Annotated in this window: 20 protein-coding genes and 6 pseudogenes; 12 read left to right on the top strand and 14 right to left on the bottom strand. The window is 70.3% G+C overall.

Annotation, left to right across the window (positions count from 1 at the left end; all coding sequences use genetic code 11):
- Positions 1-281 precede the first annotated feature (281 nt).
- Positions 282-950: a hypothetical protein gene (locus ACWC2T_RS21970; protein WP_450672023.1), complete on the bottom strand. Its 669-nt coding sequence runs from the start codon at positions 948-950 to the stop codon at positions 282-284.
- Positions 951-1,325: 375 nt separating this feature from the next.
- Between ACWC2T_RS21970 and ACWC2T_RS21965 the strand changes: the two are divergent.
- Positions 1,326-2,487 (top strand): annotated as a pseudogene (locus tag ACWC2T_RS21965) (IS3 family transposase).
- 29 nt (positions 2,488-2,516) lie between these two features.
- Here the strand turns inward: ACWC2T_RS21965 and ACWC2T_RS21960 are convergent.
- Positions 2,517-2,867, bottom strand: a pseudogene (locus ACWC2T_RS21960) (transposase); the annotation flags it as partial.
- A 141-nt stretch (positions 2,868-3,008) separates the two neighbouring features.
- Between ACWC2T_RS21960 and ACWC2T_RS21955 the strand changes: the two are divergent.
- Positions 3,009-3,647 (top strand): hypothetical protein, encoded by a 639-nt coding sequence (locus ACWC2T_RS21955; protein WP_450672022.1) that lies wholly within the window; start codon positions 3,009-3,011, stop codon positions 3,645-3,647.
- Between the two features lie 357 nt (positions 3,648-4,004).
- Positions 4,005-4,348: pseudogene (locus ACWC2T_RS21950) on the top strand (DUF6158 family protein).
- Positions 4,349-4,412: 64 nt separating this feature from the next.
- On the opposite strand, the gene ACWC2T_RS21945 reads toward ACWC2T_RS21950, so the two are convergent.
- The 5 genes from ACWC2T_RS21945 to ACWC2T_RS21925 all read right to left on the bottom strand — a co-directional run bounded on the left by ACWC2T_RS21945 (position 4,413) and on the right by ACWC2T_RS21925 (position 10,188).
- Complete coding sequence (locus ACWC2T_RS21945) at positions 4,413-4,955, bottom strand: type 1 glutamine amidotransferase domain-containing protein (RefSeq protein WP_450672021.1); 543 nt, start codon at positions 4,953-4,955, stop codon at positions 4,413-4,415.
- A 215-nt stretch (positions 4,956-5,170) separates the two neighbouring features.
- Positions 5,171-5,548, bottom strand: a complete 378-nt coding sequence (locus ACWC2T_RS21940; RefSeq protein ID WP_450672020.1) for a DUF2795 domain-containing protein — start codon at positions 5,546-5,548, stop codon at positions 5,171-5,173.
- A gap of 255 nt (positions 5,549-5,803) precedes the next feature.
- Positions 5,804-7,285, bottom strand: a complete 1,482-nt coding sequence (fumC, locus tag ACWC2T_RS21935) for a class II fumarate hydratase (protein WP_450672019.1) — start codon at positions 7,283-7,285, stop codon at positions 5,804-5,806.
- Positions 7,282-8,955 (bottom strand): NAD-dependent malic enzyme, encoded by a 1,674-nt coding sequence (locus ACWC2T_RS21930; protein WP_450672018.1) that lies wholly within the window; start codon positions 8,953-8,955, stop codon positions 7,282-7,284. The genes fumC and ACWC2T_RS21930 overlap by 4 nt, the downstream gene beginning before the upstream one ends.
- 648 nt (positions 8,956-9,603) lie before the next feature.
- Positions 9,604-10,188, bottom strand: a complete 585-nt coding sequence (locus ACWC2T_RS21925; RefSeq protein WP_450672017.1) for a TetR/AcrR family transcriptional regulator — start codon at positions 10,186-10,188, stop codon at positions 9,604-9,606.
- Positions 10,189-10,349: 161 nt separating this feature from the next.
- On the opposite strand from ACWC2T_RS21925, the gene ACWC2T_RS21920 reads away from it, so the two are divergent.
- Complete coding sequence (locus ACWC2T_RS21920) at positions 10,350-11,309, top strand: SDR family NAD(P)-dependent oxidoreductase (RefSeq protein ID WP_450672016.1); 960 nt, start codon at positions 10,350-10,352, stop codon at positions 11,307-11,309.
- Positions 11,310-11,675: 366 nt separating this feature from the next.
- A complete protein-coding gene (locus tag ACWC2T_RS21915) occupies positions 11,676-12,440 on the top strand; it encodes an SDR family NAD(P)-dependent oxidoreductase (RefSeq protein ID WP_450672015.1) in 765 nt (254 codons plus the stop codon).
- A 451-nt stretch (positions 12,441-12,891) separates the two neighbouring features.
- On the opposite strand, the gene ACWC2T_RS21910 is transcribed toward ACWC2T_RS21915, so the two are convergent.
- Positions 12,892-13,941: an alpha/beta fold hydrolase gene (locus ACWC2T_RS21910; RefSeq protein WP_450672014.1), complete on the bottom strand. Its 1,050-nt coding sequence runs from the start codon at positions 13,939-13,941 to the stop codon at positions 12,892-12,894.
- Between the two features lie 242 nt (positions 13,942-14,183).
- Between ACWC2T_RS21910 and ACWC2T_RS21905 the strand changes: the two are divergent.
- A pseudogene (locus tag ACWC2T_RS21905) lies at positions 14,184-14,366 on the top strand (PAS domain-containing protein); the annotation flags it as partial.
- 147 nt (positions 14,367-14,513) lie between these two features.
- On the opposite strand, the gene ACWC2T_RS21900 reads toward ACWC2T_RS21905, so the two are convergent.
- The gene (locus tag ACWC2T_RS21900) at positions 14,514-14,813 is read right to left on the bottom strand and encodes a hypothetical protein (protein WP_450672119.1); all 300 of its coding nucleotides are present in this window, start codon (positions 14,811-14,813) and stop codon (positions 14,514-14,516) included.
- Positions 14,814-14,880: 67 nt separating this feature from the next.
- On the opposite strand from ACWC2T_RS21900, the gene ACWC2T_RS21895 reads away from it, so the two are divergent.
- On the top strand, positions 14,881-15,024 hold the full coding sequence (locus ACWC2T_RS21895; protein WP_450672013.1) for a hypothetical protein: 144 nt from the start codon (positions 14,881-14,883) through the stop codon (positions 15,022-15,024).
- A 221-nt stretch (positions 15,025-15,245) separates the two neighbouring features.
- On the opposite strand, the pseudogene ACWC2T_RS21890 reads toward ACWC2T_RS21895, so the two are convergent.
- Both ACWC2T_RS21890 and ACWC2T_RS21885 read right to left on the bottom strand, forming a co-directional pair.
- A pseudogene (locus ACWC2T_RS21890) lies at positions 15,246-15,482 on the bottom strand (IS630 family transposase); the annotation flags it as partial.
- A gap of 9 nt (positions 15,483-15,491) precedes the next feature.
- Positions 15,492-17,288: pseudogene (locus ACWC2T_RS21885) on the bottom strand (thiamine pyrophosphate-requiring protein).
- A gap of 529 nt (positions 17,289-17,817) precedes the next feature.
- On the opposite strand from ACWC2T_RS21885, the gene ACWC2T_RS21880 reads away from it, so the two are divergent.
- From ACWC2T_RS21880 to ACWC2T_RS21870, 3 genes are all read left to right on the top strand, one after another.
- The gene (locus tag ACWC2T_RS21880; protein ID WP_450672012.1) at positions 17,818-18,633 is read left to right on the top strand and encodes a hypothetical protein; all 816 of its coding nucleotides are present in this window, start codon (positions 17,818-17,820) and stop codon (positions 18,631-18,633) included.
- Between the two features lie 189 nt (positions 18,634-18,822).
- On the top strand, positions 18,823-20,079 hold the full coding sequence (locus ACWC2T_RS21875; protein ID WP_450672011.1) for an aminotransferase class I/II-fold pyridoxal phosphate-dependent enzyme: 1,257 nt from the start codon (positions 18,823-18,825) through the stop codon (positions 20,077-20,079).
- Positions 19,962-21,245 carry an MBL fold metallo-hydrolase gene (locus ACWC2T_RS21870; RefSeq protein ID WP_450672010.1) on the top strand — a complete coding sequence of 428 codons (1,284 nt, stop codon included), beginning with the start codon at positions 19,962-19,964 and terminating at the stop codon, positions 21,243-21,245. Before ACWC2T_RS21875 ends, ACWC2T_RS21870 begins: the two co-directional genes overlap by 118 nt.
- Positions 21,246-21,336: 91 nt before the next feature.
- On the opposite strand, the gene ACWC2T_RS21865 is transcribed toward ACWC2T_RS21870, so the two are convergent.
- Entirely contained in the window at positions 21,337-21,948 is a 612-nt protein-coding gene (locus ACWC2T_RS21865) for a DedA family protein (RefSeq protein ID WP_450672009.1), read from the bottom strand.
- Complete coding sequence (locus tag ACWC2T_RS21860; RefSeq protein WP_450672111.1) at positions 21,945-22,718, bottom strand: MBL fold metallo-hydrolase; 774 nt, start codon at positions 22,716-22,718, stop codon at positions 21,945-21,947. The genes ACWC2T_RS21865 and ACWC2T_RS21860 overlap by 4 nt, the downstream gene beginning before the upstream one ends.
- Before the next feature lie 85 nt (positions 22,719-22,803).
- On the opposite strand from ACWC2T_RS21860, the gene ACWC2T_RS21855 reads away from it, so the two are divergent.
- The gene (locus ACWC2T_RS21855) at positions 22,804-23,241 is read left to right on the top strand and encodes a hypothetical protein (protein WP_450672008.1); all 438 of its coding nucleotides are present in this window, start codon (positions 22,804-22,806) and stop codon (positions 23,239-23,241) included.
- Here ACWC2T_RS21855 and ACWC2T_RS21850 read toward each other — a convergent pair.
- On the bottom strand, positions 23,238-23,570 hold the full coding sequence (locus ACWC2T_RS21850) for a hypothetical protein (protein WP_450672007.1): 333 nt from the start codon (positions 23,568-23,570) through the stop codon (positions 23,238-23,240). The genes ACWC2T_RS21855 and ACWC2T_RS21850 overlap by 4 nt on opposite strands.
- A 97-nt stretch (positions 23,571-23,667) precedes the next feature.
- Between ACWC2T_RS21850 and ACWC2T_RS21845 the strand changes: the two genes are divergently transcribed.
- A complete protein-coding gene (locus ACWC2T_RS21845; protein ID WP_450672006.1) occupies positions 23,668-23,835 on the top strand; it encodes a hypothetical protein in 168 nt (55 codons plus the stop codon).
- Positions 23,836-24,470 lie beyond the last annotated feature (635 nt).

The following is a 24,470-nucleotide window of genomic DNA, read 5'->3' as shown; positions in this document are numbered from 1 at the left end:
GCCTCAGTGTGCCCCGTGGTTTCCCCGATGTGCAGATCCCGTTGGGCTACGGGCAGACCGGGCGGCCTCCGGCGGACGTCGAGCACACGATGGCCCGCTTCAAGTGTTGGCGGATCCTCTCCGAGGAGGGCGGGCGCTTCCGTCCCCCAATTTGAGAAGCTCGCCGAGACCCTTGACGCCGTCATCGGACTCCTCAATTTCCCGCTTCGCGCTGAACTCTTCTGAGCAGAGCTCTGGATCCGCCCAAGTGGCCCCCATCTCGCGATGGGGGCCACAAGAGGCTAATGCTGGGGCGTCCAGCACTTACCGGCGGTATCTTCGTCGTTACTCAGGCAACTCGTGCCGTCCCAGTGTGTCGCTATGTTCAGATAGTGATCAGCGCTAAACCCAACCCCAAAAACCTTGGCGTTACTAGTGAAGTTCTCGGTTGCGCCGAAGGCTTGGTCTCCATTTCCATAAGCCGGGTTCTGCCCATACCATTGGCACGGGCCATGCAGATCGATCGAGAACCCGGTCGCAGACTGGGCGCATTTCAGGCTGGTTGGCTGCGCATATCCTGGAACGCCGGCGTACACGCTAAAGCACCAACTGATTCTCACGTTAGCGATGGTGGGAATGCCGTCGTCTGCTTTTGTGCAGAAACTGCCAGGCCCCGTCGATAGCGGATGCATCGTTGCCGGGCGAGTCGTTTCGACGTGGCTGAGTTTGAAGTCGCAAAGTGTTGCGACTGCCTTGGCGACAGCGTTGGGTGACCAGGATTTTGGCGCCTGCGCCTTAATCTGCTGCACGCAGGGTAGTACCGAACCCTTCGCGGAGGTCACCTTGACGGAGACGTTGGTGACGATTGGAGCCTGTGGTGTCGCCGAAGCCGGCGCGGCTGCGATCACCGTCCCGGTGAACAGCAGACTGATGACTGCGAATGCGCGCAGTTTACTGCGTGGTGCCCTCACGGACCTCTCCCTCGTGGCGCTGGCCGGGGTTGCAGTGACGACGCCAGCGGTGGTGAGGCCGGCCGCGATGGCTCCGGCTGCCAGCTTCCGGGCGAGATTCACATGGTCCCCCTGACGATGTGTGCTTGGTGAGTTGTCTCCCATGCAAGCAGCGTCGCCGAGAGGCGTGCGAGCCCCCGTGACGCGCTTTAGTGCATGACGGCTCATTGCGGGGCCGTCATGCAGGATCGAGGCTAAGAGCTGCCGTCCTAGATCCGTCCTAGGTCCGTCCTTGCGCACTCCTTTCACATGAGCGCATGCGACATGGGGTCTGCCGCACGATCGGGTGACGTCTGAACTGGCTTGCCCTGTGGGGCGGGTGGGAAGGATGTCGCTGTGCCCAAGCCTTATCCGGAGGAGTTCCGCCAGGACGTCGTGCGGGTCGCGAGGAACCGCGGGCCGGGGGTGACGGTGGAGCAGGTGGCCACCGACTTCGGGGTCCATCCCATGACGTTGTGGAAGTGGATGCGTCGCGCGGACGTCGACGGCGGGACCAAGCCCGGAACGACCAGTCAGGAGAGCGCAGAGCTTCGGGAAGCGCGTCGGCGGATCAAGCTGCTGGAGCAGGAGAACGAGGTCCTGCGGCGGGCCGCGGCCTATCTGTCGCAGGCGCATCTGCCGGGAAAAGGATCTACCCGCTCGTGAAGGAGCTGGCCGGGGACGGGGTGCCCGTCACGGTTGCGTGCCGGGTGCTGAAGCTCGCCAGACAGCCCTACTACCACTGGCTGGGCAAGCCGGTTGCCGACGCCGTGCTGGAGGAGGCGTATCGCGCGAACGCGCTGTTCGACGCGCACCGTGACGACCCTGAGTTCGGCTACCGCTTCCTGGCCGACGAAGGGCGCGGCGCCGGGGCCGTGATGGCGGACCGCACTGCATGGCGGATCTGCCGGGACAACCGCTGGTGGAGCGTGTTCGGCAAGAAGCGCGGCAAGGGCAAGAAGGCCGGCCCGCCGGTGCACGACGACCTGGTCCGCCGTGACTTCACCGCGGCCTGCGCGAACCGGGTGTGGCTCGCCGACATCACCGAACACGCCACCGCGAAGGCAAGCTCTATCTCTGCGCGATCAAGGACGCCTTCAGCAACAGGATCGTGGGCTACTCCATCGACGAGCGGATGAAGTCCCGCCTGGCCGTGGCCGCCCTGGACAACGCCGTGGCCCGGCGTGGAGACGTCGACGGGTGCATTCTGCACAGCGATCGCGGATCGCAGTTCCGCTCCAGGAAGTTCGTCCGGGCGCTCGACCGGCACCGAATGGCCGGGTCGATAGGGAGGGTCGGAGCTGCCGGCGACAACGCGGCCATGGAGTCCTTCTTCAGCCTGCTGCAGAAGAACGTCCTCGACCGCCGTGTCTGGGCCACTCGCGAAGAACTTCGGATCGCGATCGTGACCTGGATCGAGCGGACCTATCACCGACGTCGCAGACAAACCTCACTCGGCCGACTGACCCCCGTCGAATTCGAGACCGTCATGACCACACCGGCCCTCCAGGCCGCGTGACCGCACCTGTCACCCGAACCTGCATCCCGCCGGGTCGCCGCCAGGACACGAGGCCCGGCCGTGGCCAGGGCGTCGACCAGGCGGGAGACGGTCGGGTCGGAGGCCACCGGGCCGAACACGGCGGGCTCGGCCCGCAGCATCGCGACATCGGCCAGGCAGTCCCCGCCCAGCGCGACTGCGAGCGCCACGTCCAGAAGGATCTTGCCCGGATCGTGCACTGCCCTGGGCTTGCGCCACGGCGCGAGCGCCGCCGACAGTGCGTCCGCCAGCCCGGTCCGGCGAGCCGTCTCCACGAGCAGCACCCCACCGGCCTGCGAGACCACCCCGCTGCCACCACCCGACACCCGCAAGCGCGGGTAGTAGCCGATACGCTTGCTCACCTGAAGAGTGCCTCCGGACGGCGCGGGAACAGGGACCTCGACAATCACTATTCTCGCTGTTTAGAGGCATTTTTGCATAACTGATCATCTATCGGACGGTTCACCTGGCCGAAGCCTGGAGCGGGCGGAAAGGATAAGCCGATGACGTCGCTCGGCTCTCAAGAAGCCAGCACGGGGGCTCGGTCGGTGTGGGCGCTGACGCCGCTGGAGGGCGTCGGGCCGTTGCGGTTCGGCATGAGCGTAGATGAGGCAGCGCTGGCGCTGCCGGAGGCTCCTGAGCTGCAACGGTTCCAGGCCGAACCCTGGTTTCCAGAGGTCGTGGGTGTCCAACTGGGGCGCAGCCCGGCGGAACCTGCCGTATATGAATACTTCGACGACTCCGGCCGGCTGTTCTGCGTGGCGGTCGATGCTGTTCACGGGCCGCAGGTGACGCTGGACGAGGTGGCACTGGTTGGTGGCGATCCGGCCGAGCTGGAGCAATGGCTGATCGATCTCCCCGGCTCGATGGGCGGCGTGTGCTACGGGCCGCGCGGAAACCCTGGGATCAACGACCTCGGCCTGGTCCTGCGAGTGCAGGACACTCCGAGCGGACTGGCGACTCGGCCGGTGCTGGTAGGCCGCGACTGGGCCGACCGCTGCACCGATGACTGGGAAGGCGGGATCCCCGAATCTGAATGGGTCGGCCGCGTGTGGCCCCACCCGTCGTTCCCAGAGCTTCGTGTCTGGCCTCCGGCTGGGGATCCGCCGGCCTGGGCCGGTCGGTGGTCGCCGCCGTTCTGACGGTGCGGAAGCCCTGGCGGCTACTCACCTGAGAAGTGCCTCCGGCTGCTGCAGAGAGCAGAACCTCGTCAGCCCCTTCCTCGCTGCTCAAAGGCACCCTCCAGATAGCTGACATCTACCGGGTGGCCAGTCTCGTGAAAGCGCGAGGCTAGATCCCGGTGGCAGACTCCCGTCGTCCGCTTCGCCCGGTGCGTCGGCCACTGCCGGCTGCCCGTCACCTGCGCGGCCCCCTCGTGCAGCAGCGCGCTGTGCAGCTCGATGCGTGCTCGCCCGCGACAGCGCACCCCAGTACGCCTCGCCGTCCTGCGGACCCCGCGTCAGCGGCACCTCCGCCCCCTGCCGGGCCCAGGCCCCCGGATGTTCGTACAGTGGATTCAGGAGCGAGCAGCATGTATTCCTCCCGAAACTCCTCGGGGGCACGGACACGACGAGCGGGGCACCACATGACCGGAGTCGACCCCAGCCGACTGGACTACCAGCAGCTCATGAAGGAGCTGGAGACGATCCACCGCACGCGCCACGACACCCTCCTGTACGGCTCGAACGACGCGCTGCGGACCCACAACGAGCGCATGGCACAGCTGGAGGGCGAGTATCTGCGCCGCAACCCGCGCCGCCTGGTCAGCGCGGGCCGCACCCGCGAGGGTGCCCGGGAACGGCGGTGCGGCGAGGCGGCGACTCCGGAGGCATCCGGCACCTGAGCAGCCGGGCAGGCCCACGGAACGGCCGGCCTGCGCGGGCCGGCCGTCCACGGGAACGGGCGGTTCAGCCGGGCTCGCCGGCGAACACGTGCAGGAACGCGTCGCAGAACGCCTTGAGATCGTCCGGCTTGCGGCTGGTCACCAGCTGGTTGGAGCCGTGGTCGCAGATCTTCACCTGCTCGTCCACCCAGGTGCCGCCGGCGTTGCGGATGTCCGTGCTGAGGCTGGGCCACGAGGTCAGCACCCGGCCCCGTACGACGTCCGCCTCCACCAGCGTCCAGGGCGCGTGGCAGATCGCCGCGACCGGCTTGCCCTGCTCGAAGAAGTCCTTCACGAACGCCACGGCCTTGTCGTCCATCCGCAGGAAGTCCGGGTTGGCCACCCCGCCCGGCAGCACCAGGGCGCCGAAGGAGTTCACCGACGCCTCGCCCACCACCTCGTCCACGTCGAACGTGTCGCCCTTGTCGAGATGGTCGAACGCCTGGACCTTTCCCGGTTTCGTGGACACCAGCACCGGCTCGTGCCCGGCGTCGGAGGCCGCCTTCCAGGGCTCGGTCAGCTCGACCTGCTCGGCGCCCTGCGGTGCCACCAAAAACGCGATCCGCATGATCCTCGCTCTCCTTTCCGTTCCCGGGCCGCCCGCCGACACCGCACCACCTCCTCGCCGTACGGCAGCCGATCCCGGCCGGACAGCCGCGGCCGGACAGCCGGGCGACAGCGGGCGCCGGCGCCGTCGCAGCCGCCGGGCGCCCCACCAGGCGTCCCGGTCTGGTCGCCACGTCGACGCCGGCCCCATCGCGACATCGGCTGCCTGGCCCCGCCTCAGGCCCCTCCCGCCAGCGCCTTGGCCAGCTGCTGCACGTTCTCGTAGCGCGCCGAGTGCGGCAGGGCGGCCACCGCGTCGACCAGTGGGGTCGGCGCGCTCTGCCGGCGCAGCGTGCGGGCCAGGTCACGGGCGGTCGCCGGGAACGAGCCGCGGCTCAGGGTGCGGGCCAGCTCGGACCGCATCCGCTCCAGCGACGCCGGTGAGCCCAGGCCGCCGACGGGTCCGCTCCACACCTCCGGGTCGTCGTCCGCGGCCGGCTCCGGATCGTGCCACTCCTCCACGCGCGTCGGGTGTCCGGACCTCAGCAGGCCCCTCAGCTCGTGCTTCATCTCGTCGTCCCGGTGGACGCTCAGCCGGTCACTGCCTCGCTGCATGTCAACCTCCACAGTGTCGGAGGACCGAAAGAGTTCAGTTGCCGAGTCCGTGACCTGGGGACTGAACCCTTTCCCGCGCTCTCGTGAGTGCCTGTCCGCGCACTTATCCGTTCAGTGCGCAGACGCGTACCCGGATGGGCCGTCGCGTAACAGCCGGGGCCGGCCAGGTACGGCAATGGACGGATTGCTCAGGCCGGCGAGATGGCCGACGCCGTGGTCCGGCTCCGGCCTCCGTCGGGGGCTCTGGCGGCTGCGCTATGTCCGGCCGACCATGGTGGCGGGCCGGACGATGCGGTCGAAGTCCTCCGCGCTGATGTAGCCGGAGGCCACCGCCGCCGCGCGCAGGGTGGTGTCCTCTTTGTCGGCCCTGTGGGCGATCGCGGAGGCCTTGTCGTAGCCGATCACGGGCGAGAGCGCGGTGACCAGCATGAGGGACCGGTCGACGTAGGCGTCGATCTGGTCCCGGTTCAGCTGGATGCCCTCAACGCAGTATTCGCGCATCTTGGTGCAGGCGTCGGCGAGGATGCCGGCCGCGTGCAGAAAGTTGTTGATGATGACCGGGCGCATGGCGTTGAGTTCGAAGTTGCCCTGGGTGCCGGCGAAGGCGATGGCCTCGTCCTCGGACAGCACCTGGATGCAGACCATGACCATGGCCTCGCACTGGGTGGGGTTGACCTTGCCCGGCATGATCGAGGAACCGGGCTCGTTCGCCGGGAGGATGAGTTCGTCGAGTCCGCAGCGGGGTCCGGAGGCCAGCCAGCGGATGTCGTTGGCGATCTTCATCAGGGGCACGGCCAGGGCGCGCAGCCCGGCGGAGGCGCCGGCCATGGCGTCCAGGCCGCCCTGGGCGGCGAATTTGTTCTGCGCGGTGGTGAACGGGTAGCCCGTCGCCTCGGCGATCTCCGCCGCGACCTGTTTACCGAATCCGGGTGGGGCGTTGAGACCCGTTCCCACTGCGGTGCCGCCCATGGCGAGCTCGTAGAGGCCCTCGGCGGATGCGGTGACCCGGTCGATGGCTTGTTGCAGTTGGTGGGCGTAGCCGGACCATTCCTGCCCCACGGTGAGGGGGACGGCGTCCTCCAGGTGGGTGCGGCCGATCTTCACCACGTCGTGCCATTGCCGGGCCTTGTCGTCGATGGCGCGCTGCAGGGCCCGCACGCTGGGCAACAGGTGCTCGTGGATCTCCTTGACCGCGGCGATGTGCATGGCGGTGGGGAAGGTGTCGTTGGAGGACTGCCCCATGTTGACGTGGTCGTTGGGATGGACCGGGGATTTGCTGCCCAGTTCCCCGCCGGCCAGTTGGATGGCGCGGTTGCTGATCACCTCGTTGGTGTTCATGTTGGACTGTGTCCCCGAGCCCGTCTGCCACACGTACAGCGGGAAGTGGGCGTCCAGTTCACCCGCGATGACTTCGTCGGCCACCCGCTTGATCAGGTCGGCCTTCCAGCGGGGGAGGCGTCCGGCGCGCCCGTTGACGGAGGCGGCCGCCTGCTTGACGTAGCCGTAGGCGTGGTAGACCGCTTTGGGCATCCGGTCGTCCCCGATGGAGAAGTGGATCAGGGAGCGCTGGGTCTGGGCGCCCCAGTAGCGGTCCGCGGGGACGTCGACGGCCCCCATGGAGTCGGTCTCCCGCCGGGTGCCGGCCGCGTGCAGTCCGATGGGGATGTCGCGGATCTTCGGGGCCTCGTCCCGGCCGGACGACCCGGACCGGTCGGCAGGGGAGTGTCGCGTGTTCATGCTGCGGCTCCGTCGGTGTAGACCGGCTGCCACATGGCCTCCCGGACAGCCTCTGCGGTGTCGACCGGCTTGGAGGTGGCCACGCCGTCGTCGAGCGCCGCCTTGACCACCGCGGTCGCGGTGATCGCGGAGGACTCCCGGAGGTTGTCCACGGGCGGCAGCAGGGAGGCGCCCGGCCCCGAGGGGTCGACCTGGTTCGCGACGGCCTGCGCGGCCGCGAGCAGCATGCCCGCGGTCACCTGGGACGCCCCGGAGACGATCGTGCCCAGCCCCAGGCCCGGGTACAACAGCGCGTTGTTGGCCTGCCCGATCCGATAGGTCACGCCCTCGTACTCCACGGGTGCGACGGGTATGCCGGTCGCGACGAGCGCCTTGCCTCTCGACCAGGCGATGACGTCGGCGGGCATGGCCTCGATCCGGGAGGTGGGGTTGGAGATCGGGAAGATGACCGGCCGCTCGGTCCCCTCGGACATGGCCTCGACGACCTCGCGGGTGAACGCGCCGTGCACGGTGGAAGTGCCCAGCAGGATCGTGGGCTTGACCCTGCGAACCGCTTCCAGCAGTGAGATCGCGCCATCGCTGCGGGCCCACTCCGCGACCTCCGACGGTTCGCGCGCGTAGGTCTGCTGGAAGTCGCGCAGATCGGTCATGTCCCGGGTGAGCAGGCCCTGTTTGTCGATCAGCCATACCTGGGCGGCGGCCTGCTCCGGAGCCGCGCCGTCGCGGATCATCGCGTCCCGCAGTTGGTCGGCGATGCCCACCCCGGCGGTTCCGGCGCCGAAGACGACGAGCTTCTGGTCCCGCATGCGCACACCACTGACTCTGACGGCGGACAGGGCGGCGGCCAGCGTGATGGCTCCGGTGCCCTGCATGTCGTCGTTGAAGATGCGGTAGCGGCCGCCGTACTGCTCCAGGATCCGCCGTGCGTTGCTGGGGCCGAAGTCCTCGAAGTGCAGCAGCGCATCGGGAAACGTGGACGATGCCGTCTCCAGGTACGTCTCGATGAACGCGTCGTAGTCGGCGCCGCGGACGCGAGGGTGCCGGTTGCCCAGATACAGCGGGTCCTCCCGCAGCGATGTGCGGTCCGTGCCCACATCCAGTGACACGGGTACGACCCGGCGCGGGTCGATGCCCGCGGCCGCTGTGTACACCGCGAGCTTCCCGACCGAGATCTGGATCCCGTTCACGCCCCAGTCGCCGATGCCCAGGATCTCCTCCGCGTCGGTGCACACGATCAAGTCCACGTCTTCGGGCCCGAGTTGGAGCGTGGCAAAGGCCCTCTCCATGTCGTCGGGCCGGTCGATGGACAGGAAAATGCCCCGTGGGCGCCGGTACTCGTGTGAGTACTTCTCGATCGCCTCGCCCACAGTGGGGTCGTACACGATCGGCAACAACTCGGCGAGGTGCTCGGCGAGAACCTTGAAGTACAGGGTTTCGTTGCGATCATGCAGCTGTTCCAGATACACGTTCTTGGCGAGATCGCTGTCCTGAGCCCGCATCTGCTGGTAGGCACGTTGTGCCTGCCGCTCGAGCGTGAGTACTCCCGAGGGCAGGCGCCCGGTGAGGCCGAGCGCGTCCCTTTCCTCGGGCGTGAAGGCCACGCCGCGATTGCGCAGCGGATCGACGAGGACGCTCGGCGTCGCCGGGGTCTGCACGTGGCTCTCGGTCATGGGAAGCTCCCTGTGTGCGCATGCCGAGCCGGTTCTGACCGGGGTGACTGCGTCGACACGCTCCATGCCGCGGCCACCGGCGGGTCGAAGAGGGGCCGGGGACGCGGACGTGCGAAGCCCGTCACACAGACAGCAGGTGCGGCCATCGCCACGAAAGTCAGGCGAGAGCGCGCCTCGATCGGAACCAGCGGAGGTCTGAATGGCTCCGGGCCGGCGGAATATGGAGGTCTGAGGCTGGCGTCCCCACCCGGGCGGTGCCGGCACCTGCGCCGCCCGGCGGGCTCGCCGCACATCGCGATAGACGCCTCGTGGGTGCCAGGGTCTGAGTTCAGGCTAACTACCGGCCGACGGACTGCGCGACTTCCCGTGGGTAGTTGAACTGGAAGGCAACGGTGAGAGCACCGCCGGCCGTCGCGGGCCTCAGCCCGGATGCCGCCGCCATGACCCCCACCACCGCCTCCCCCGCGCAGCGATCTCGCGTGCCCGTGTGCGCGAAGGAGAGGCGTCGTATGCCCGGACCAGGACCGGCTGCATCGGCCGAAGGCGGGAATGGGGCGACGGGCGATCCCGCGAAAGGGCAGCGGCCGAGAGGCGCGCTCCACGCCTGGCGAATCTGGGGGCGACCTGCCCGGCGGCCGCCTGATCGCGTCAGTTCCTCACGATGCCGTGCAGGAGCAGGTCGATGAGCCTGGTGGCCAGGTCGCGCTGCTCCTCAGTGGCGGCCATGAGGCTGATTCCGCCGAGGGCCATCAGTACATCCCGGGCATCGACGCCCGGCCGCGCCGCGGACTCGGCTTGTGCGGCGGCGAGGAGGTGGGCGATGGCGTCGGCGAGCAGGGCCCGGGTCTGCAGACGCTCGCTCTCGTCGGTCAGCACCACGGCCAGCGCGTCGGCCATGCCCTGCTTGGCAGCCATGAAGTCGATGAATCGCTCCATCCAGGTCCGCAGAGCGTCCACCGGTGACCGCGTGGCGGTGAGGTGCGGTGCCACCTCGCACAGGCGCTGTACTTCTTGCCGATAGACCGCCTCGATCAGCAGTTCCTTGGACGGGAACCGGCGGTAGAGCGTGCCGACGCCGACGCCGGCCACGCGGGCGATGTCCTTGACCGAAGCGCCGGCCCCCTCGCGGGCGAAGGCGGCCGCTGCCGCCTCCAGCAGCCGGTCCTCATTGCGCTGCGCGTCCGCGCGCAGCGGCCTGCGGGGCCGCACCGTGTCCCCCTCGTGGCCAGTCACTTTCGACTCCCTTCCTGCCACACTTGCAACCGGAACCGGTTCCGCTTAGCCTCGAAGGCGAACCGGAACCAGTTCCGGATATGAGGGTATGACGGCCCCTGCCCCCGCGCCACCGGCCGTGTACTCGAACGCACCATTCCACCCTCTTGCTGGAGAATCCCATGCCCGACAACCTCGTCACGACCCCGTTCGGCGCACAGACGACAGCCGCCGAGATACTGGCCGGCATCGACCTGAGCGGCCGGCGAGCCATCGTCACCGGGGGCGCCTCCGGTATCGGACGGGAGACCGCGCGCATCCTCGCCGCCGCCGGCGCCGAGGTGACCATCGGCGTACGCGACCTGGCCACGGGCGCGACGGCCGCCGAGGAGATCACGCCGGCAGGCGGCCCGGGAACGGTGCGCGCCGCGCTGCTCGACCTCGCCGACCAGGCCTCCGTGCGCGCCTTCCTGGAAGCATGGCAAGGACCACTGCACATCCTGGTCCTCAACGCCGGCGTGATGGCTTCGCCGCTGGAGCGGACGAAGGAGGGCTGGGAGACGCAGTTCGCCACCAACCACCTCGGCCACTTCGCCCTCGCCACCGGCCTGCACGGCGCCCTGGCGGCGGCCCGCGGCGCACGCGTGGTCGCCGTGAGCTCGGTCGGCCACGTCAACGGCGACGTGCTCTTCGACGACATCCACTTCGAACAGCACCCTTACGACCCCTGGGCGGCCTACAGTCAGTCCAAGACCGCCAACGTTCTGTTCGCGGTCGAGGCGGGCAGCCGCTGGGCGTCCGACTCGATCACGGTCAACGCCCTGAATCCGGGCCGCATCACCAGCACCCGGCTCGGCCGCCACATCGGGGACATCTCCAACAGCCCGTCCTCGTTCGATGCCACCAGCACCGACGTGTCCTGGAAGGACATCGAGCAGGGTGCGGCGACCTCGGTGCTGCTCGCCGCCTCCCCGTTGGTCGAGGGTGTGACCGGCCGGTACTTCGAGGACTGCAACGAGGCCGGCCCGCACCGGCCCGGTGTGCGCCGGGGAGTGGCCGCTCACGCCGTGGACCCGCGGAGCGCGGCCCGCCTGTGGCGGATCTCCCTCGACATGGTCGAGGCCGCCGCCGCGAAGGTCTGACGACGCCGTCACCCGCCACCACCACGAGCACCGCCGCGCCTGGCATGCTTCCCGGGCGATCCCCCACCACGCCTTCCGGCCGGACCTACGAGCCCGTCGCGACTCCACCCCTCGACCCCGGCACCGAGCACAGTGTCCGCAGGGACCGTTCGGCGCCGCAGCGGGCCGAGTGAGGCCCTCGGTGCTCGCCGCAGCACCCTGACCGACCACGTCCGTGACACCGCCGCGTGGCCCTTCATGCCCGAGCCACCGCTTGCCCGGATCTTCCGTCCGTGAAGTCACCGGCTCGAATCCGTTCCGACCCCGTTCAACTCGTTCCGATCCGACTCGGTTCGCATCAACTCGACCTGAACCAAGGAGACAGTCATGTCCACAAGTCTGCAGGACACCGTTGCTCTGGTGACCGGCGCCAGCAGCGGCATCGGCGCGGCGACCGCCCTGAGCCTGGCCGCGGAGGGCGCTGCCGTCGCGCTCGTCGCCCGGCGCCGTGACCGGCTCGAAGAGCTCGCCGAGAAGATCCGCGCCGAGGGCGGGACGGCGCTCGCGGTGGAGGCCGACATCACGGAACAGGACCGGGCGGCGGCCGCGGTTGAACGTGTGGTGGCACAACTCGGCCGCCTGGACGTCCTGGTGAACAACGCCGGAGTGGGCATGCCCGGACCGGTCCTGAACGCCCCGGCCGAGGAATGGGAGCGCATGCTGACGGTGAACCTGCGGGGCCTGCTGCATGTCACCCACGCGGCGCTGCCGCATCTGCTGCGCGCCGCCGAGGACTCCCCCCGCCGCGTCGCCGACCTGGTCAACATCAGCTCCACCGCCGGGCGTGTGGCCCGGCCGGGCACGGCGGTCTACAGCATGACGAAGTTCGGCGTGAACGGGTTCACCGAGGCCCTGCGCCAGGAGGTCATGCGACAGCGAGTGCGCGTGAGCGTGGTCGAACCGGGGACGGTGGACACCGAGTTCGTCACCCACACGCGGGACGAGATCAGGGCGTCACTGGACCAGCAGCTGGCCGGGATGGAGATGCTGCGTCCCGAGGACATCGCCGACGCGGTCGCCTTCGTCGTCACGCGCGACCGCCGGGTGTCGGTCAACGAGGTCCTCGTACGCGCTGCCGATCAGACCTGGTGAAATGGTGAAACCCGTTACGGCGCACCCCCCCCCGGGCGGCAGATCTCCCTCGGCGTGCCCGCGACCGCCGCGACAGCCGTCCGACGGCGCCGCCCCACCATTCCTCCCACCGAACGACCCGGCGACGGGCCGCCCTTGAGGAGATCAGGGCGGCCCGTCGGAAGGAACAGACAGACATATGGAACAGGAATTCGAAAGCACTACGGCACCTGTCACCGACGGCGGCACAGGAATCGGCCGGGCCTGCGCACTCGCCCTGGCCGCAGCGGGCTGCACCGTGACCGTCGCGGACGTACGGTGGCGACACTCGAAGAGACCGTACGCGTGATCGACCAGGCCGGCGGTGCGTCCCGCTACGTCCAGTGTGACGTCGGCGACGAGGATTCGGTCGCACGCGCCGCCCAGGTGGCCGTCGGTACCTCGGGGCGCCTGGACTTCGGCGTCAACGCGCTCACAATCCATCGACTTCTACGACAGCCGCCGCGAAGGCCTGCGGGGCCTCCTGTGGAACGTTGTGTCCTACGGGCAGGGTCCGGTGTGCGTACTTTCCCGTGAATTTCTTACGATAAGCCGATCCGTTTCCCGGCGGGGTGAACGGGTCGTGCGCTCCGTCAATGGTGATCGTAGGCACCCCGATGACAGGTGCGATGGCAAGACGCTTTTCGAGGGCGTCGTACCGGGGCTCACCTTTTGTGAGGCCAAGCCGCCAGCGATAATTGTCGATCACGATGCTGACGTAATCCGGGTTCTGGAAGGCCGCTGCCGTGCGGTCGAAGGTGGCTTCGCTGAAATTCCATGTCGGAGAGTTGAACCGCCACACCAGTTCGGCCAAGTCGTGTCGGTACTTCTCGAGGCCGAGCACGCCTCTTTCGGTGGCGAAGTAGTATTGATACCACCAGGCCCATTCGCTCTTCGGCGGCGACGGCATCTTATTGGCTTGGACATTCACGATCAGGTAGCCGGTCACGGATATCAGTGCCTTGCAACGCTCTGGCCAGAGGGCCGCGATGATGTCACCAGTCCGTGATCCCCAGTCATATCCGGCGAGGATGGCCCTCTCGATCCTGAGCGCGTCCATCAGGGCGATGATGTCAACGGCGAACGCCGACTGTTGGGCATTCCTGGGCGTGCTGCTTGAAAGGAATCGCGTCGTGCCGTGACCTCGCAGATAAGGGACAACCACCCTGTATCCCTTCGCCGCGAGCAAAGGCGCGACCGCGACGTAGCTGTGAATGTCGTAGGGCCAGCCATGCAGAAGTATGACCGGCTGCCCGTGCGCAGGTCCGGCCTCGACATACCCCACGTTCAGATCGCCGGCGTTGATCTGTTTCACGGGACCGAATGATGTGCGTGTGGCGGAGTTGTCTGCGGGGTGAGTCACGTGTCCTTCCGAATCGGACCGCGCGCTGCCGGCCATTCCGAACTGCGCCGTCGCCGCAGCGGCGGCGGCAGCGGCGCCAAGAAAGTGGCGACGACTGTGGGTGAGCCCGGGTATCTCCATCGACGCATCTCCTCGTTGAGGCGGCGCTGGCAGGCCACCCAGGGTCCTCACGGCGGCACCCTCGTACTGACGCTTCCTCCCTGCCATGCAACACGCGCCACAGTGGTGGCGCATCACGCACTGCTCCGCCGGAGTGATACGAGCCCCCGGCACGTCAGTGCCCGACCACGGAGCCGAACCACGGGAACCGGAGCCGAAGATGCGCGACCTCCCGGTCGTACCGGCGGCAACGCTTGGTGCGGATGACACGGCTGTCCCGCCGAGGCGGGCCCCTGCTGGCAGGGGCAGGCTGGGAGGTGGAGGTGGTTGGGATGGCAGGCGTTCCGCTGATGGTCGTGGACGGTGCGGGCGTCATGCTGCGGTGGAGCAGCCAGGCGGAGACGTTGCTGGGGCGGCCGGCGGATGAGGTGGTCGGGAGGTCGGTCACGTCACTGTTGTCCCGGCTTGCAGATGCGACTGCTCCGGCTACAGGGCCATTGCCCGAGGAGATGGTGCTTCACGACGCCAGCGGCCGCGTGGCCACTGGCGACCTGCGGGTTCGGCCACTGCTGCGACACGACGGGGTTGCCGGACTAACCGACGGACCGCCTCTGGGCAGCGCCGAGGGGCCACCTTTCGCCCAGGGCACCCTCCCGCTGGCCGAGAGCAGTGTCCTGGCCTTCCACACCAACTCCCTGCTGCCCGGCTCCCGCGCTGTTCTCCCCGGCGACCCCGGCCCGCTCGGGCAGGGACTCACCGCCTCCGGCCGGCCCCTGGAGGAGATATGCCACGACGTCCTCTACCGGCTCCATGACCATCCGCGCCCGGGCGACCGCGTCCTCCTCCTCGCACGCACCTACGGCCTGGCCGCCGACCACGTCGGTACCTGGCATCTCGACCACCACCGGTCAGCGGCCGGGACCGCGCGCACATGCTCAACGCCGGCTCAGCGCATGGGAAGTGGACGACGACACCGCCTACGCCACCGAAGTGATCGTCAGTGAACTGGTCACCAACGCCGTACGGTACGGAGCCCCGCCCCTACTCCTGCCGATCATCAAGGACCGCGCCCTCACCTGCGAGGTCCACGACAGCAGCAGCTAGGCACCGCACCTGCGCCACGCGCGCACCGTGGACGAAGGCGGACGCGGCCTCCTCATCTGCTCGCAACTCGCGCAGCGCTGGGGAACTCGCTACAGCGCCGACGGCAAGACCGTCTGGACGGAACAAGTCCTCAAGCCACGGCCCGACAGCCGTACCGGGTGAGCCCGAGAGGCTGTCGACCGGGTGGTACGCCGGCCATTGCTCGGCCCTCCAGGCGGCGTCCTCGCCACCGTCCGGCACCGGTCAGGCGAGCAGGAGGCGGCCGGGCCGGCATGCGACACCGCCTCCAACGCACGCAGTCGTCCCGCGTCGAGCGTGCAACGGCACCGCCGGTGCCCCTGGAAGCGGGGCCCGTCACCCTCCTGAAGCCATCGCCCGCCGCCACCGGTTCGCCGGCATCCGGGCCACCCCGAACCGCCGGGCCCCTCCCGGCCACTGGCCCCGGCTTCGATCAGGTCCACAGGGGGCTAGCTCTTGTCCCTGCCGGGCAGGAACTCCTGCACCTTCGCCTTCAGGCCCTGCTTGACCATCGATCCACGGTCGGCATCCCCCTTCAGGATCGACGCCGCCGTCGCCTCCATCTGCTCCCAGGTCGCGTGCGGCGGGATCGGCGGTACGGCGGGATCGGTGAGGAACTCGATCACGCTCGGCCCGTCGGCCTCCAGAGCCGCACGCCAGCCCGCCTCCACCTCCCCCGGCTTCTCCACCCGGACGCCGGTCAGACCCAGCGAGCGGGCGAACGCCGCGTACTGCACGTCCGGGATCGCCTGCGACGGCAGGAACGACGGGGCGCCTTCCATGGCGCGCATCTCCCAGGTCACCTGGTTCAGGTCCTGGTTGTTCCACACGCCCACCACCAGCCGCGGATCCGACCAGCGGTCCCGGTACTTGGCCGCGGTGATCATCTCCGCCAGGCCGTTCATCTGCATCGCGCCATCGCCGACCAGCGCGAACACGGGCCGGTCCGGATGCGCGAACTTCGCGCCGATCGCGTACGGCACGCCCGGCCCCATCGTCGCCAGCGTCCCGGACAGCGAACCGCGCATGCCGGGCCGCATCGTGATGTGCCGCGCGTACCAGTTGGCGACCGAACCGGAGTCGGAGGTCAGGATCGCGTTCTCCGGCAGCAGCGGGTCCAGCGCCCGGGCCACGTACTCCGGATTGATCGGATCGGCCGACAGACCGGCCCGCCGCTCCATCACCTCGCGCCAGCGCCGTACGTTCGCGCACACCGTGTCGTGCCACTCGCGCCCGCCCCGGCCGCCGTCCAGCAGCGGGATCAGCCGGCGCAGCGTCGCCTGCGCGTCCCCGACGAGGTTCACCTCGTACGGGAAGCGCATCCCGATCATGTGCGCGTCTATGTCGATCTGCACCCCGCGCGCCTTGCCGAAGTCCGGCATGAACTGCGTGTACGGGAACGACGACCCGATCGTGAGCAGGGTGTCGCAGTCCCGCATCAGTTCGTACGACGGCCGGCTCCCCAGCAGCCCGATCGGCCCGGTGACGTACGGCAGTTCGTCGCTGAGCACGTCCTTGCCGAGCAGCGCCTTCGCCACGCCCGCGCCGAGCAGCTCGGCGATCTCCTGCACCTCGGCGACCGCGCCGGCCGCGCCCTGGCCCACCAGGATCGCCACCTTCTCGCCCGCGTTCAGCACGTCCGCCGCCCGGCGCAGCGCCTCATCGGTCGGGGTCATGGTGTACTCGCTCATGCCCATGCTGGAGGGCACCATCTTGAACTCGTGCGTCGGCGGCGAGTAGTCCAGGTCCTGGACGTCGGCGGGGATGATCAGGGCGGTCGGGCAGCGCCGGGCGTAGGCGGTGCGCATCGCCCGGTCCAGCACGTTCGGCAGCTGCTCGGGCACCGTGACCGTCTCCAGGAAGTCCGAGGCGACGTCCTTGAACAGCGTGTGCAGATCGACTTCCTGCTTGTAGGAGCCGCCCATCGCGGACCGGTTGGTCTGGCCGACGACCGCCAGCACCGGCACGTGGTCGAGCTTGGCGTCGTACAGACCGTTGAGCAGGTGGATGGCACCCGGTCCCGACGTCGCCGCGCACACCCCGACACGGCCGCCGAACTTCGCGTACCCGACCGCCTCGAACGCGGACATCTCCTCGTGCCGGGACTGGATGAACCGCAGCCTGTCCTCGGCCCGGCCCCACGCGGCGAGCAGCCCGTTGATGCCGTCGCCCGGCTAGCCGAAGACCTCTTCCACACCCCAGGCGCGCAGGCGCTCGAGGACGTGGTCGGCGACCTTGGTGCTCATGGATGACCTCCCCGGTGCGGTGAGTACGCAGGCGATGCGTACGAATCCGGTGCGTACGACGCGGACGCTCCGGTCAGCGCATACCGAGTCACCTGCACAGGGGACGGAAAACCTCCTGGGGAGTGGACGCGTGGCCGCCGGGGTGGCGGGTGCGGGGCCGGTGGCGGACAGGCGGGGTGCCGTCCGATGGGGTGCTGGAGGGCCGTCGGACGGTCAGGGGCCGAGGGTATGGATATGGCCGCCGCAGTGGCGTGCGCGAAGCCGGGCGCAGCAGGCGGTGCCGGAAACCACGCGTCCGCTGTTTGTCACCCGGCCGGGCGTTCCCGTCCCGCGAATGGGGTCCGGCCGCGCGCGCCGCGCCGCCGCGCGGGCTGTCATGGCAGCGAGGGCACGACCCGCGCCGCGTACCCGTGACGCCGTGGGGGCAGCGCCCCGCGCCGCAGTACCGGTGCCCGACGTACCGCCGTACCGGCATCCGGCGTACCACCGTCACCGACCGATCCGCCGTGCCCGCCGAGGAGTCCGTTCCATGCGCCGCACCGCTCGTGCCCTGTCCGTCGCCTTCTTCGCCGGTGCCGTGCTCGCCCTGGCCGGGCCCGCCGCCTCCGCAGCCGACCCCCCGTCCCCGACCCGCACCGTCGCGCCGACAGCCGTCCCCAGCCCGTGCGCCGCACCACAGCAGTGCGGCGACTCCCACGACAGCCCCGCCCCCTGCTGGTCCGGCGGCCCCTGCCAGGACAGCGGCGGCTGCCACAGCCTCGAGTCCTGCCCGCGCCCCGACGCCACGGCCTGCAAGCCGGGGGAGGCGTGCCAGGGTGGCGCGACGTGCAAGCCGGGGGAGGCGTGCACGGGCGGTGCGACTTGTAAGCCGGGGGAGGCGTGCCAGAGCGGCGCGACGTGTAAGCCGGGGGAGGCGTGCCAGAGCGGCGCGACGTGTAAGCCGGGAGAGGCATGTCAGGGCGGCGGGGCCGCGTGTAAGCCGGGGGAAGCGTGCCCCGGACCGACGCCGTGCCGTGACGCCGGTCAGTGTCGCGGTGACGGGGGTGACTGCCCCGCCGCCGGAGCGTGTGCCGACGACGGTCGGCGGTGCACACAGGCGCGCGACGAGCCCTGCCTCGCCGGTCACGCCTGTGGCAACCCCGACGGCCGGCCGGCTTCCTACACCGACGGCTGCGACCCGGCCACCGTCCAGCACGGCGTCGAGGCCGGCGCGGGAGGCAGCTTCACCGACTCGGTCCCGGCCCTCGCCGCCGGCGCCACCCTCATCGCCGCGGCCTGCGGCGGAGCCGGCTACCGGCTGTACGGCCGCCTGCGCCCCGCGGCGGGCCGGTCCACGGACGTGTAGTCACCTTCATGGCGGGAACGATCGAAAACACGAGCCTCGGGCAACGCAAACGACACGGCAGCCCCAGACGCACCTGACCCCAACCACTCCCCACGCCCCACCCAGCAGCCCACGACGACACAGCCCGCCCGTCCCGGCCACCCGGCCCGGACCGGCGGCACCCGGCACCAGGACCGCGCGGAGGCGGACATGCGGCGGACGGACCCCGAGGGCCACGGCCCCGTCCGCTACGGCCCGCCCCTGCCGGGCGACGGCCTCCCGGTGCTCCCCGAACTCACCGCCGTACTCGCCGCGGCGGCGAGCCGCGCCGATGCCCAGCCCGTCGGCGGCGCCCCCGCCCTCCTCGAAGCGGCCTGCGGCTACTGGACCCGGCGCGGACTGCCCACCGTCCCCGATCAGGTGGCCGCCGGACCCGGTGCCCCCGCGCTGCTGCTCGCCCTGACCGCCGCACTCGCCGGCGACGGCGCCGACGTCCTCGTACCGCGCCCCTGCGCCGCCTGGTGGGCGCCGTACGCCCGGGTGCTCGGCCGGCCCGCCTACCACGTGCCCACCCCCGCCGAGAGCGGTGGCGTGCCCGACCCCTACGCCTTTCTGGAGACGGTCCGCCGGGTCCGCGCCGAAGGCGGTGACCCGCGGCTGCTCGTGCTGTCCGTCGCCGACGACCCGACCGCCACCGTCGCCCCGCCGGAACTGCTGCACGAGACCATCGAGGCCGCCACCGCCGAAGGACTGCACCTGGTCAGCGACGAGACCTGGCGCGACACCCTGCACCACCCCCACGACACCGTGCTGCTCAGCCCCGCCGAGATGCAGCCCGACCGGGTCACCGTCGTCACCGACCTCGCCGGATCCCTGCTGCCGGCCGGCTGGCCCGCCGCCGTCGCCCGCTTCCCGGCCGGCGAACCCGGACGGCACCTCCACGCGCGCGTGCTCGACATCCTCACCGGGCTCGACGCCCGCATCGCCGCGCCCGTCGCCGCTGCGGCCTGCTACGCCCTCGACGAACCCCCGCCCGTCACCGAGCGCCGCGAGGCCGTCGTACGGCTGCACGCGCGCGTGGCCGCCGCCGCGCACGCCGCCGTCGTCGCCGCCGGTGCGCTCGTCCGCCCCCCGCAGGCCGGCCGCCACCTGTACGCCGACCTCGGCCCGCTGCGCGAACCTCTCGCCGAACGAGGCGTCGGCGACGCACAGGAGTTGGAGGACCTGCTCACCGCCCGGCTCGGCATGCCCGCGCCCGGCGGCCACCGTTTCGGCGACGACCTCGGGGCGCTGCGCGTACGACTCAGCACGGGCCCCCTGCTGGGCGGCACCGACGAGGAACGCGCGGAATGCCTCACCACACCCGAGCCGTTGGAACTGCCGCATGTGCAACGCGCGTTGATCTCCTTGACGTCGGTCCTCGACGATCTCCGCGACGACGCTCAGCGATGGGAGCCTCATCGATGACGCAGCAGACGCACGAGCCCGAGACGCATGAGCCCGAAACGCACGAGCACGACACGCACGAGCACGACACGCACGAGCACGACACGCACGAGTGCGGATCGGCCACCACGACCACGACGACCACGGCCACCACCGCGCACCCGACGACCGCACCCACTCGCCACACCGCCGCAGCCGCCCTCCTGGCACCCCCGTTCCCCCCGCTGGCCGAGCCCCGCCCCCTCGGCGAACACCGCGTGTGGCCACGCACCTTCCACGACCGGCTCACCGCGCCCCTGCCCGGCCTCAAGGCCCTCGCCCGCTTCGCCCGCGAAGGCACCGTACGGCCAGGATCCGACGGCCTCGCAGACGTCCCCCGCCTGCCCTGCGCCCCCGCCCCGCTGCCCCGCGTCGACACCCGCACCCTCGCCGTCACCTGGGCCGGACACGCGAGCTGGGTCGTGCGGATCGGCGGCCTGACCGTGCTCACCGACCCCGTCTGGTCGCGTCGCATCCTCGGCACCCCGGCCCGCATCACCCCCGTCGGCGTGCCCTGGGACGCCCTGCCCGGCGTCGACGCCGTCGTCATCAGCCACAACCACTACGACCACCTCGACGCCCCCACCCTGCGCCAACTCCCGCGGACCGTACCGGTGTTCGCACCGGCCGGCCTCGGCCGCTGGTTCCGCCGGCGCCGCTTCACCTGCGTCACCGAGCTGGACTGGTGGGAGGGCGCCGAACTGCGCGGCGTCCGCTTCGACTTCGTCCCCGCCCACCACTGGTCCAAGCGCACCCTCACCGACACCTGTCACAGCCTGTGGGGCGGCTGGGTGCTGACCGACGCCCACGGACAGCGCCTCTACTTCGCCGGCGACACCGGGTACGGCCACTGGTTCTCCCGCATCGGCCGCCGCTACCCCGGCATCGACGTCGCCCTCATGCCCATCGGCGCCTACGACCCCCGCTGGTGGCTCAGCGACGTCCACTGCGACCCCGAGGAGGCCGTACAGGCCACCGTGGATCTGGGGGCGCGCCGCATGGCCCCCATGCACTGGGGCACCTTCATCCTCTCGGCCGAGCCGGTCCTGGAACCGCTCACGAGGGTGCGGGCGGCGTGGGAGAAGGCGGGGTTGGAGCGAGACGACCTGTGGGATCTGCCGATCGGTGCTTCAAAGGTGCTCGACTGACCCCCCTTGACTGCCCCCTCGACCGACCCCCCTCGACCGACCCCCTCCAATGCCCCTCGACCGACCCCGACGACGCTACCGAAACCACCCGCTACCGAAACCACCGCACCACGCTCGGCGTCGCGCTGATTGCCACGGTCAGCCCCACCGCCACCACGACCCCCTCCCACGGCTCCTTGAACAACGACCCACCCAGAATCCCGATGACCTGATACGTGGCCGCCCAGGCCAGACACGCAGGCAGGTTCCCCTGCGAGAACCGCCTGAGCGGCCAATCCGCCATCAGACAGGCCAACATCACCGGTATGCGACCCGCCGGCACCAGCCGGGACAACACCAGCACCGTGACCCCGTGCTCGGCCAGCTTCCCCCGCGCCCGCGCGGCCCGTTCCTCCGGCGCCCGCGACCGTATCGCCTCCAGCCACCGCGACCCGTTCCGCGACCGCATCCCGCGCCGCCCCAGCCAGTACAGCGCCGCATCGCCCAGGAACGCGGCCAAGGAGGCCGTCAGGAACACCCAGGCGAGCGCGAACGGCGCGGACTGGTGGAAGGCCACCACCGCGGCCGAACTCACCAGCGCGCCCGTCGGCACCACCGGCACCAACGCCCCGATCAGCACCAGCAGAAACAGCGACGGATAGCCCACCGCCTGCTGGGTGGACTCGGTCGTCACGGCTCTCGACGCATCGGCGAGCCACGTCACCGCGCGACCTCCAGCCGCACGCTCTCGCCGTGCCCCAGCTTGTGCACCGCCACCCCCGGCGCCGCCACGGCCGCCAGCCGCACGAACTCGTCCCCCGGCGCATGGAACTCGTGTGGGCGCACCGCGTCCATCCCGATCGGCCAGTACGTCCCGTAGTGCACCGGCACGGCCGCCCGCGGCGCCAGCCGGGCCAGCGCCCGCGCCGCCCGTGCCGCGTCCAGATGCCCCGCACCGAGATACGGCCCCCAGCCGCCCACCGGCAGCAGCGCCACGTCCACCGGACCGACCCGCTCGGCCATCGCGTCGAACAACCCGGTGTCCCCGGCGAAGTACGTCCGCGCCTCGCCCTCCACCACGTAGCCGAGCGCGGGCGAGCGGTGCGGACCCACCGGCAGCCGCCGACCGTCGTGCAGCGCCGGCACCACCCGCACCAGCAGCTCACCGAGCCGCACCACGTCCCCGGGCACCACCTCCATGACCCGCGGCCCGCGCAGCCGGCGCAGAGCGGGCACCGCCCGAGGTGCGCCCCGGGGCACGAGCAGGCGCGTGCCCGGGGCGAGCTCCGCGAGCGAGGGCGGATGGAGATGGTCGGCGTGCAGATGGGAGACGAGCACCACGTCCGCCCGGCGGGCCTCGGCCGGCGGCGGGGCACCCCGGCGCCGCCGCAGATGCGCCAGCCGGCGGGCGAACAGGGGATCGGTGAGCACCCGTATGTTCGCGTCCTGGATCGTGCAGGTGGCGTGACCCCACCAGGTGATCTCCACCGGCACCCTCTTCGCCTCCTTCACGCGACTCCCCGAAGCCTACGGGCAGGAGTAGGGTCGGCGGCGAAACCCGGAGGTGAGGGGGGACGCCATGGGACAGCTGCGGGGTACCTCCGACACGCCTGCGCCCGCGCCGGTGCGGGTCATCGCGATCGCCAGCCTGGCCCCGCTGGAGGAACTGGAGAAGGACCCCTTCCTCGTCGACTCCCGCAGCCAGCACGCCATGTGCGCCCGCTGGGCCGCCGAACGCGGATACGTCATCGCCCGCGAACTCCTCGTCGGCGGAGTGCGCTTCGACCACGGCGCGCTGTGGGACGGTGTCCGGCCGGGAGTGGACGTGTTCGTCGCGCCCAGCCTGCGCGTGCTCCGGCGCGCCCTCTCCTCGGTCGAGGCGTTCACCGCCGAGTGCGCGCGCCGGGGCGTGCGCGTGGAGACCGTCGGGCGGGCCGAGCCGTCGTACGACGCGCAGATGAAAGCCCGCGTGCATCGCCGGCTGTCCATGCCGACGGCCGGCTACGACGGCCGCTAGCCGCCCACCAGGGCGACCAGCTTGATGAAGACCAGGTCGGGATCGACGGTGAGATCCACGACCTTGTCGAGTTCCTCGACCTGGCGAGCGTCGGCCGGCACGAAGAACCCGTTGGCCGCGAAGGCGCGTTCGGCGATCTCGGCCTGGCGCTCCCAGACCAGCGCGTGACGCGCGAACGCCACGTAGGCCGGGTTCTCCGCCGGCGTGCGCCATGCGTGCGGGGGCGGCGCGATGGACGGGTGACCGCGGCCGATCCCGTTCAGCGGTGTGCGTTCGGTGACGGTGAGGCCGGCGAGGACGGCCATCTCGTCCGCGACGATGGGGCCCATGGACCGGAAAAGCCGCTCCGTAAGATGTTTGGCGGTCCGGAAGAGTGGGGTGTGGCTCTAAAGTCGCTTGCCCCTGGTGGACGCCGACCATACCCGGATGACGCTGTGCAACCGCAGCGAGCCATCGGGCTTTGCCAAAGTGAGTGCTCCGATGATGTCCGCGGCTGTGCGGCGAGCGAACGTCAAGGACCTGGCCGCATTGAAAGCGCTGCTGGAAGGCGGCGACGCCACCAACGCCGGCCGGCGCTCACCGGGCGACTTCTGACATCCACGGCTGACATCAACAAGGCCGGACGGCGGCGTGCATCAGTTCGAGTCACAGGACAGCAGCCAGCGGAGCGGTTGCTGATCGAACTCCTAAAGCAGTGGTCGTGTCGGGGCCCCTCTCTACTCTGTCGGCATGTGCCGATAGTGCGACCCCTTACAAGCCGCACTTCGTGTGTCTGGCCTGCCGGTCGTCGTTCAAGCAGAGCCCGCTACCGCCGCGAGCGCATCCGTGCCCGCGCTGCTGCACCCCGATGATCAACGCTGGGTTCGACCTTGCCATCCCTCGCCGTAGAGACAAGAACGCTTGGGAAGCACTTGGGGCCACGCTGCGGGCGGGCTTCACCTTCCACTCATGCGGTTGCGGCGGTCCCTGCTACCGGCCGCGGTCGACTGCAGAAGTCCGGGAGCGATGCTGGGCGTCCAAGCGGCTCGGGCTACCAGAACAGACGGCCCTGAAGCGCTACGGCCCCTGGGAGGACCCAGCACGGCAAGGATGCGCACCGGAGTCCGGGACGGGGCTGTACTAGCCTCAATACCGGGACTCTGTTGGCGATCTTGTGAGGGTCAGCTGGTGGCGGTGCAGAGGGCGTGGAAGTGGCTGGGCGCCCGCTGCTTTCGGGTCGGACTGGCGAT

Source organism: Streptomyces sp. NPDC001393 (assembly GCF_053597455.1).
The sequence above is the reverse complement of the archived record's forward strand: the minus strand, read 5'-3'. Positions and strand labels throughout refer to the sequence as shown.

Bases quoted from the DNA above. Each gene is read 5' to 3' on its own strand.
- ACWC2T_RS21910 (WP_450672014.1), bottom strand. From the start codon at position 13,941: ATGGAGATACCCGGGCTCACCCACAGTCGTCGCCACTTTCTTGGCGCC.
- ACWC2T_RS21870 (WP_450672010.1), top strand. From the start codon at position 19,962: ATGCCTCACCACACCCGAGCCGTTGGAACTGCCGCATGTGCAACGCGC.
- ACWC2T_RS21845 (WP_450672006.1), top strand. From the start codon at position 23,668: ATGACGCTGTGCAACCGCAGCGAGCCATCGGGCTTTGCCAAAGTGAGT.
- ACWC2T_RS21920 (WP_450672016.1), top strand. From the start codon at position 10,350: ATGCCCGACAACCTCGTCACGACCCCGTTCGGCGCACAGACGACAGCC.
- ACWC2T_RS21880 (WP_450672012.1), top strand. From the start codon at position 17,818: ATGCGCCGCACCGCTCGTGCCCTGTCCGTCGCCTTCTTCGCCGGTGCC.
- ACWC2T_RS21940 (WP_450672020.1), bottom strand. From the start codon at position 5,548: ATGCAGCGAGGCAGTGACCGGCTGAGCGTCCACCGGGACGACGAGATG.
- fumC (WP_450672019.1), bottom strand. From the start codon at position 7,285: ATGAACACGCGACACTCCCCTGCCGACCGGTCCGGGTCGTCCGGCCGG.
- ACWC2T_RS21875 (WP_450672011.1), top strand. From the start codon at position 18,823: ATGCGGCGGACGGACCCCGAGGGCCACGGCCCCGTCCGCTACGGCCCG.
- ACWC2T_RS21930 (WP_450672018.1), bottom strand. From the start codon at position 8,955: ATGACCGAGAGCCACGTGCAGACCCCGGCGACGCCGAGCGTCCTCGTC.
- ACWC2T_RS21900 (WP_450672119.1), bottom strand. From the start codon at position 14,813: ATGCCAGGTACCGACGTGGTCGGCGGCCAGGCCGTAGGTGCGTGCGAG.
- ACWC2T_RS21945 (WP_450672021.1), bottom strand. From the start codon at position 4,955: ATGCGGATCGCGTTTTTGGTGGCACCGCAGGGCGCCGAGCAGGTCGAG.
- ACWC2T_RS21955 (WP_450672022.1), top strand. From the start codon at position 3,009: ATGACGTCGCTCGGCTCTCAAGAAGCCAGCACGGGGGCTCGGTCGGTG.
- ACWC2T_RS21915 (WP_450672015.1), top strand. From the start codon at position 11,676: ATGTCCACAAGTCTGCAGGACACCGTTGCTCTGGTGACCGGCGCCAGC.
- ACWC2T_RS21850 (WP_450672007.1), bottom strand. From the start codon at position 23,570: ATGGGCCCCATCGTCGCGGACGAGATGGCCGTCCTCGCCGGCCTCACC.
- ACWC2T_RS21855 (WP_450672008.1), top strand. From the start codon at position 22,804: ATGGGACAGCTGCGGGGTACCTCCGACACGCCTGCGCCCGCGCCGGTG.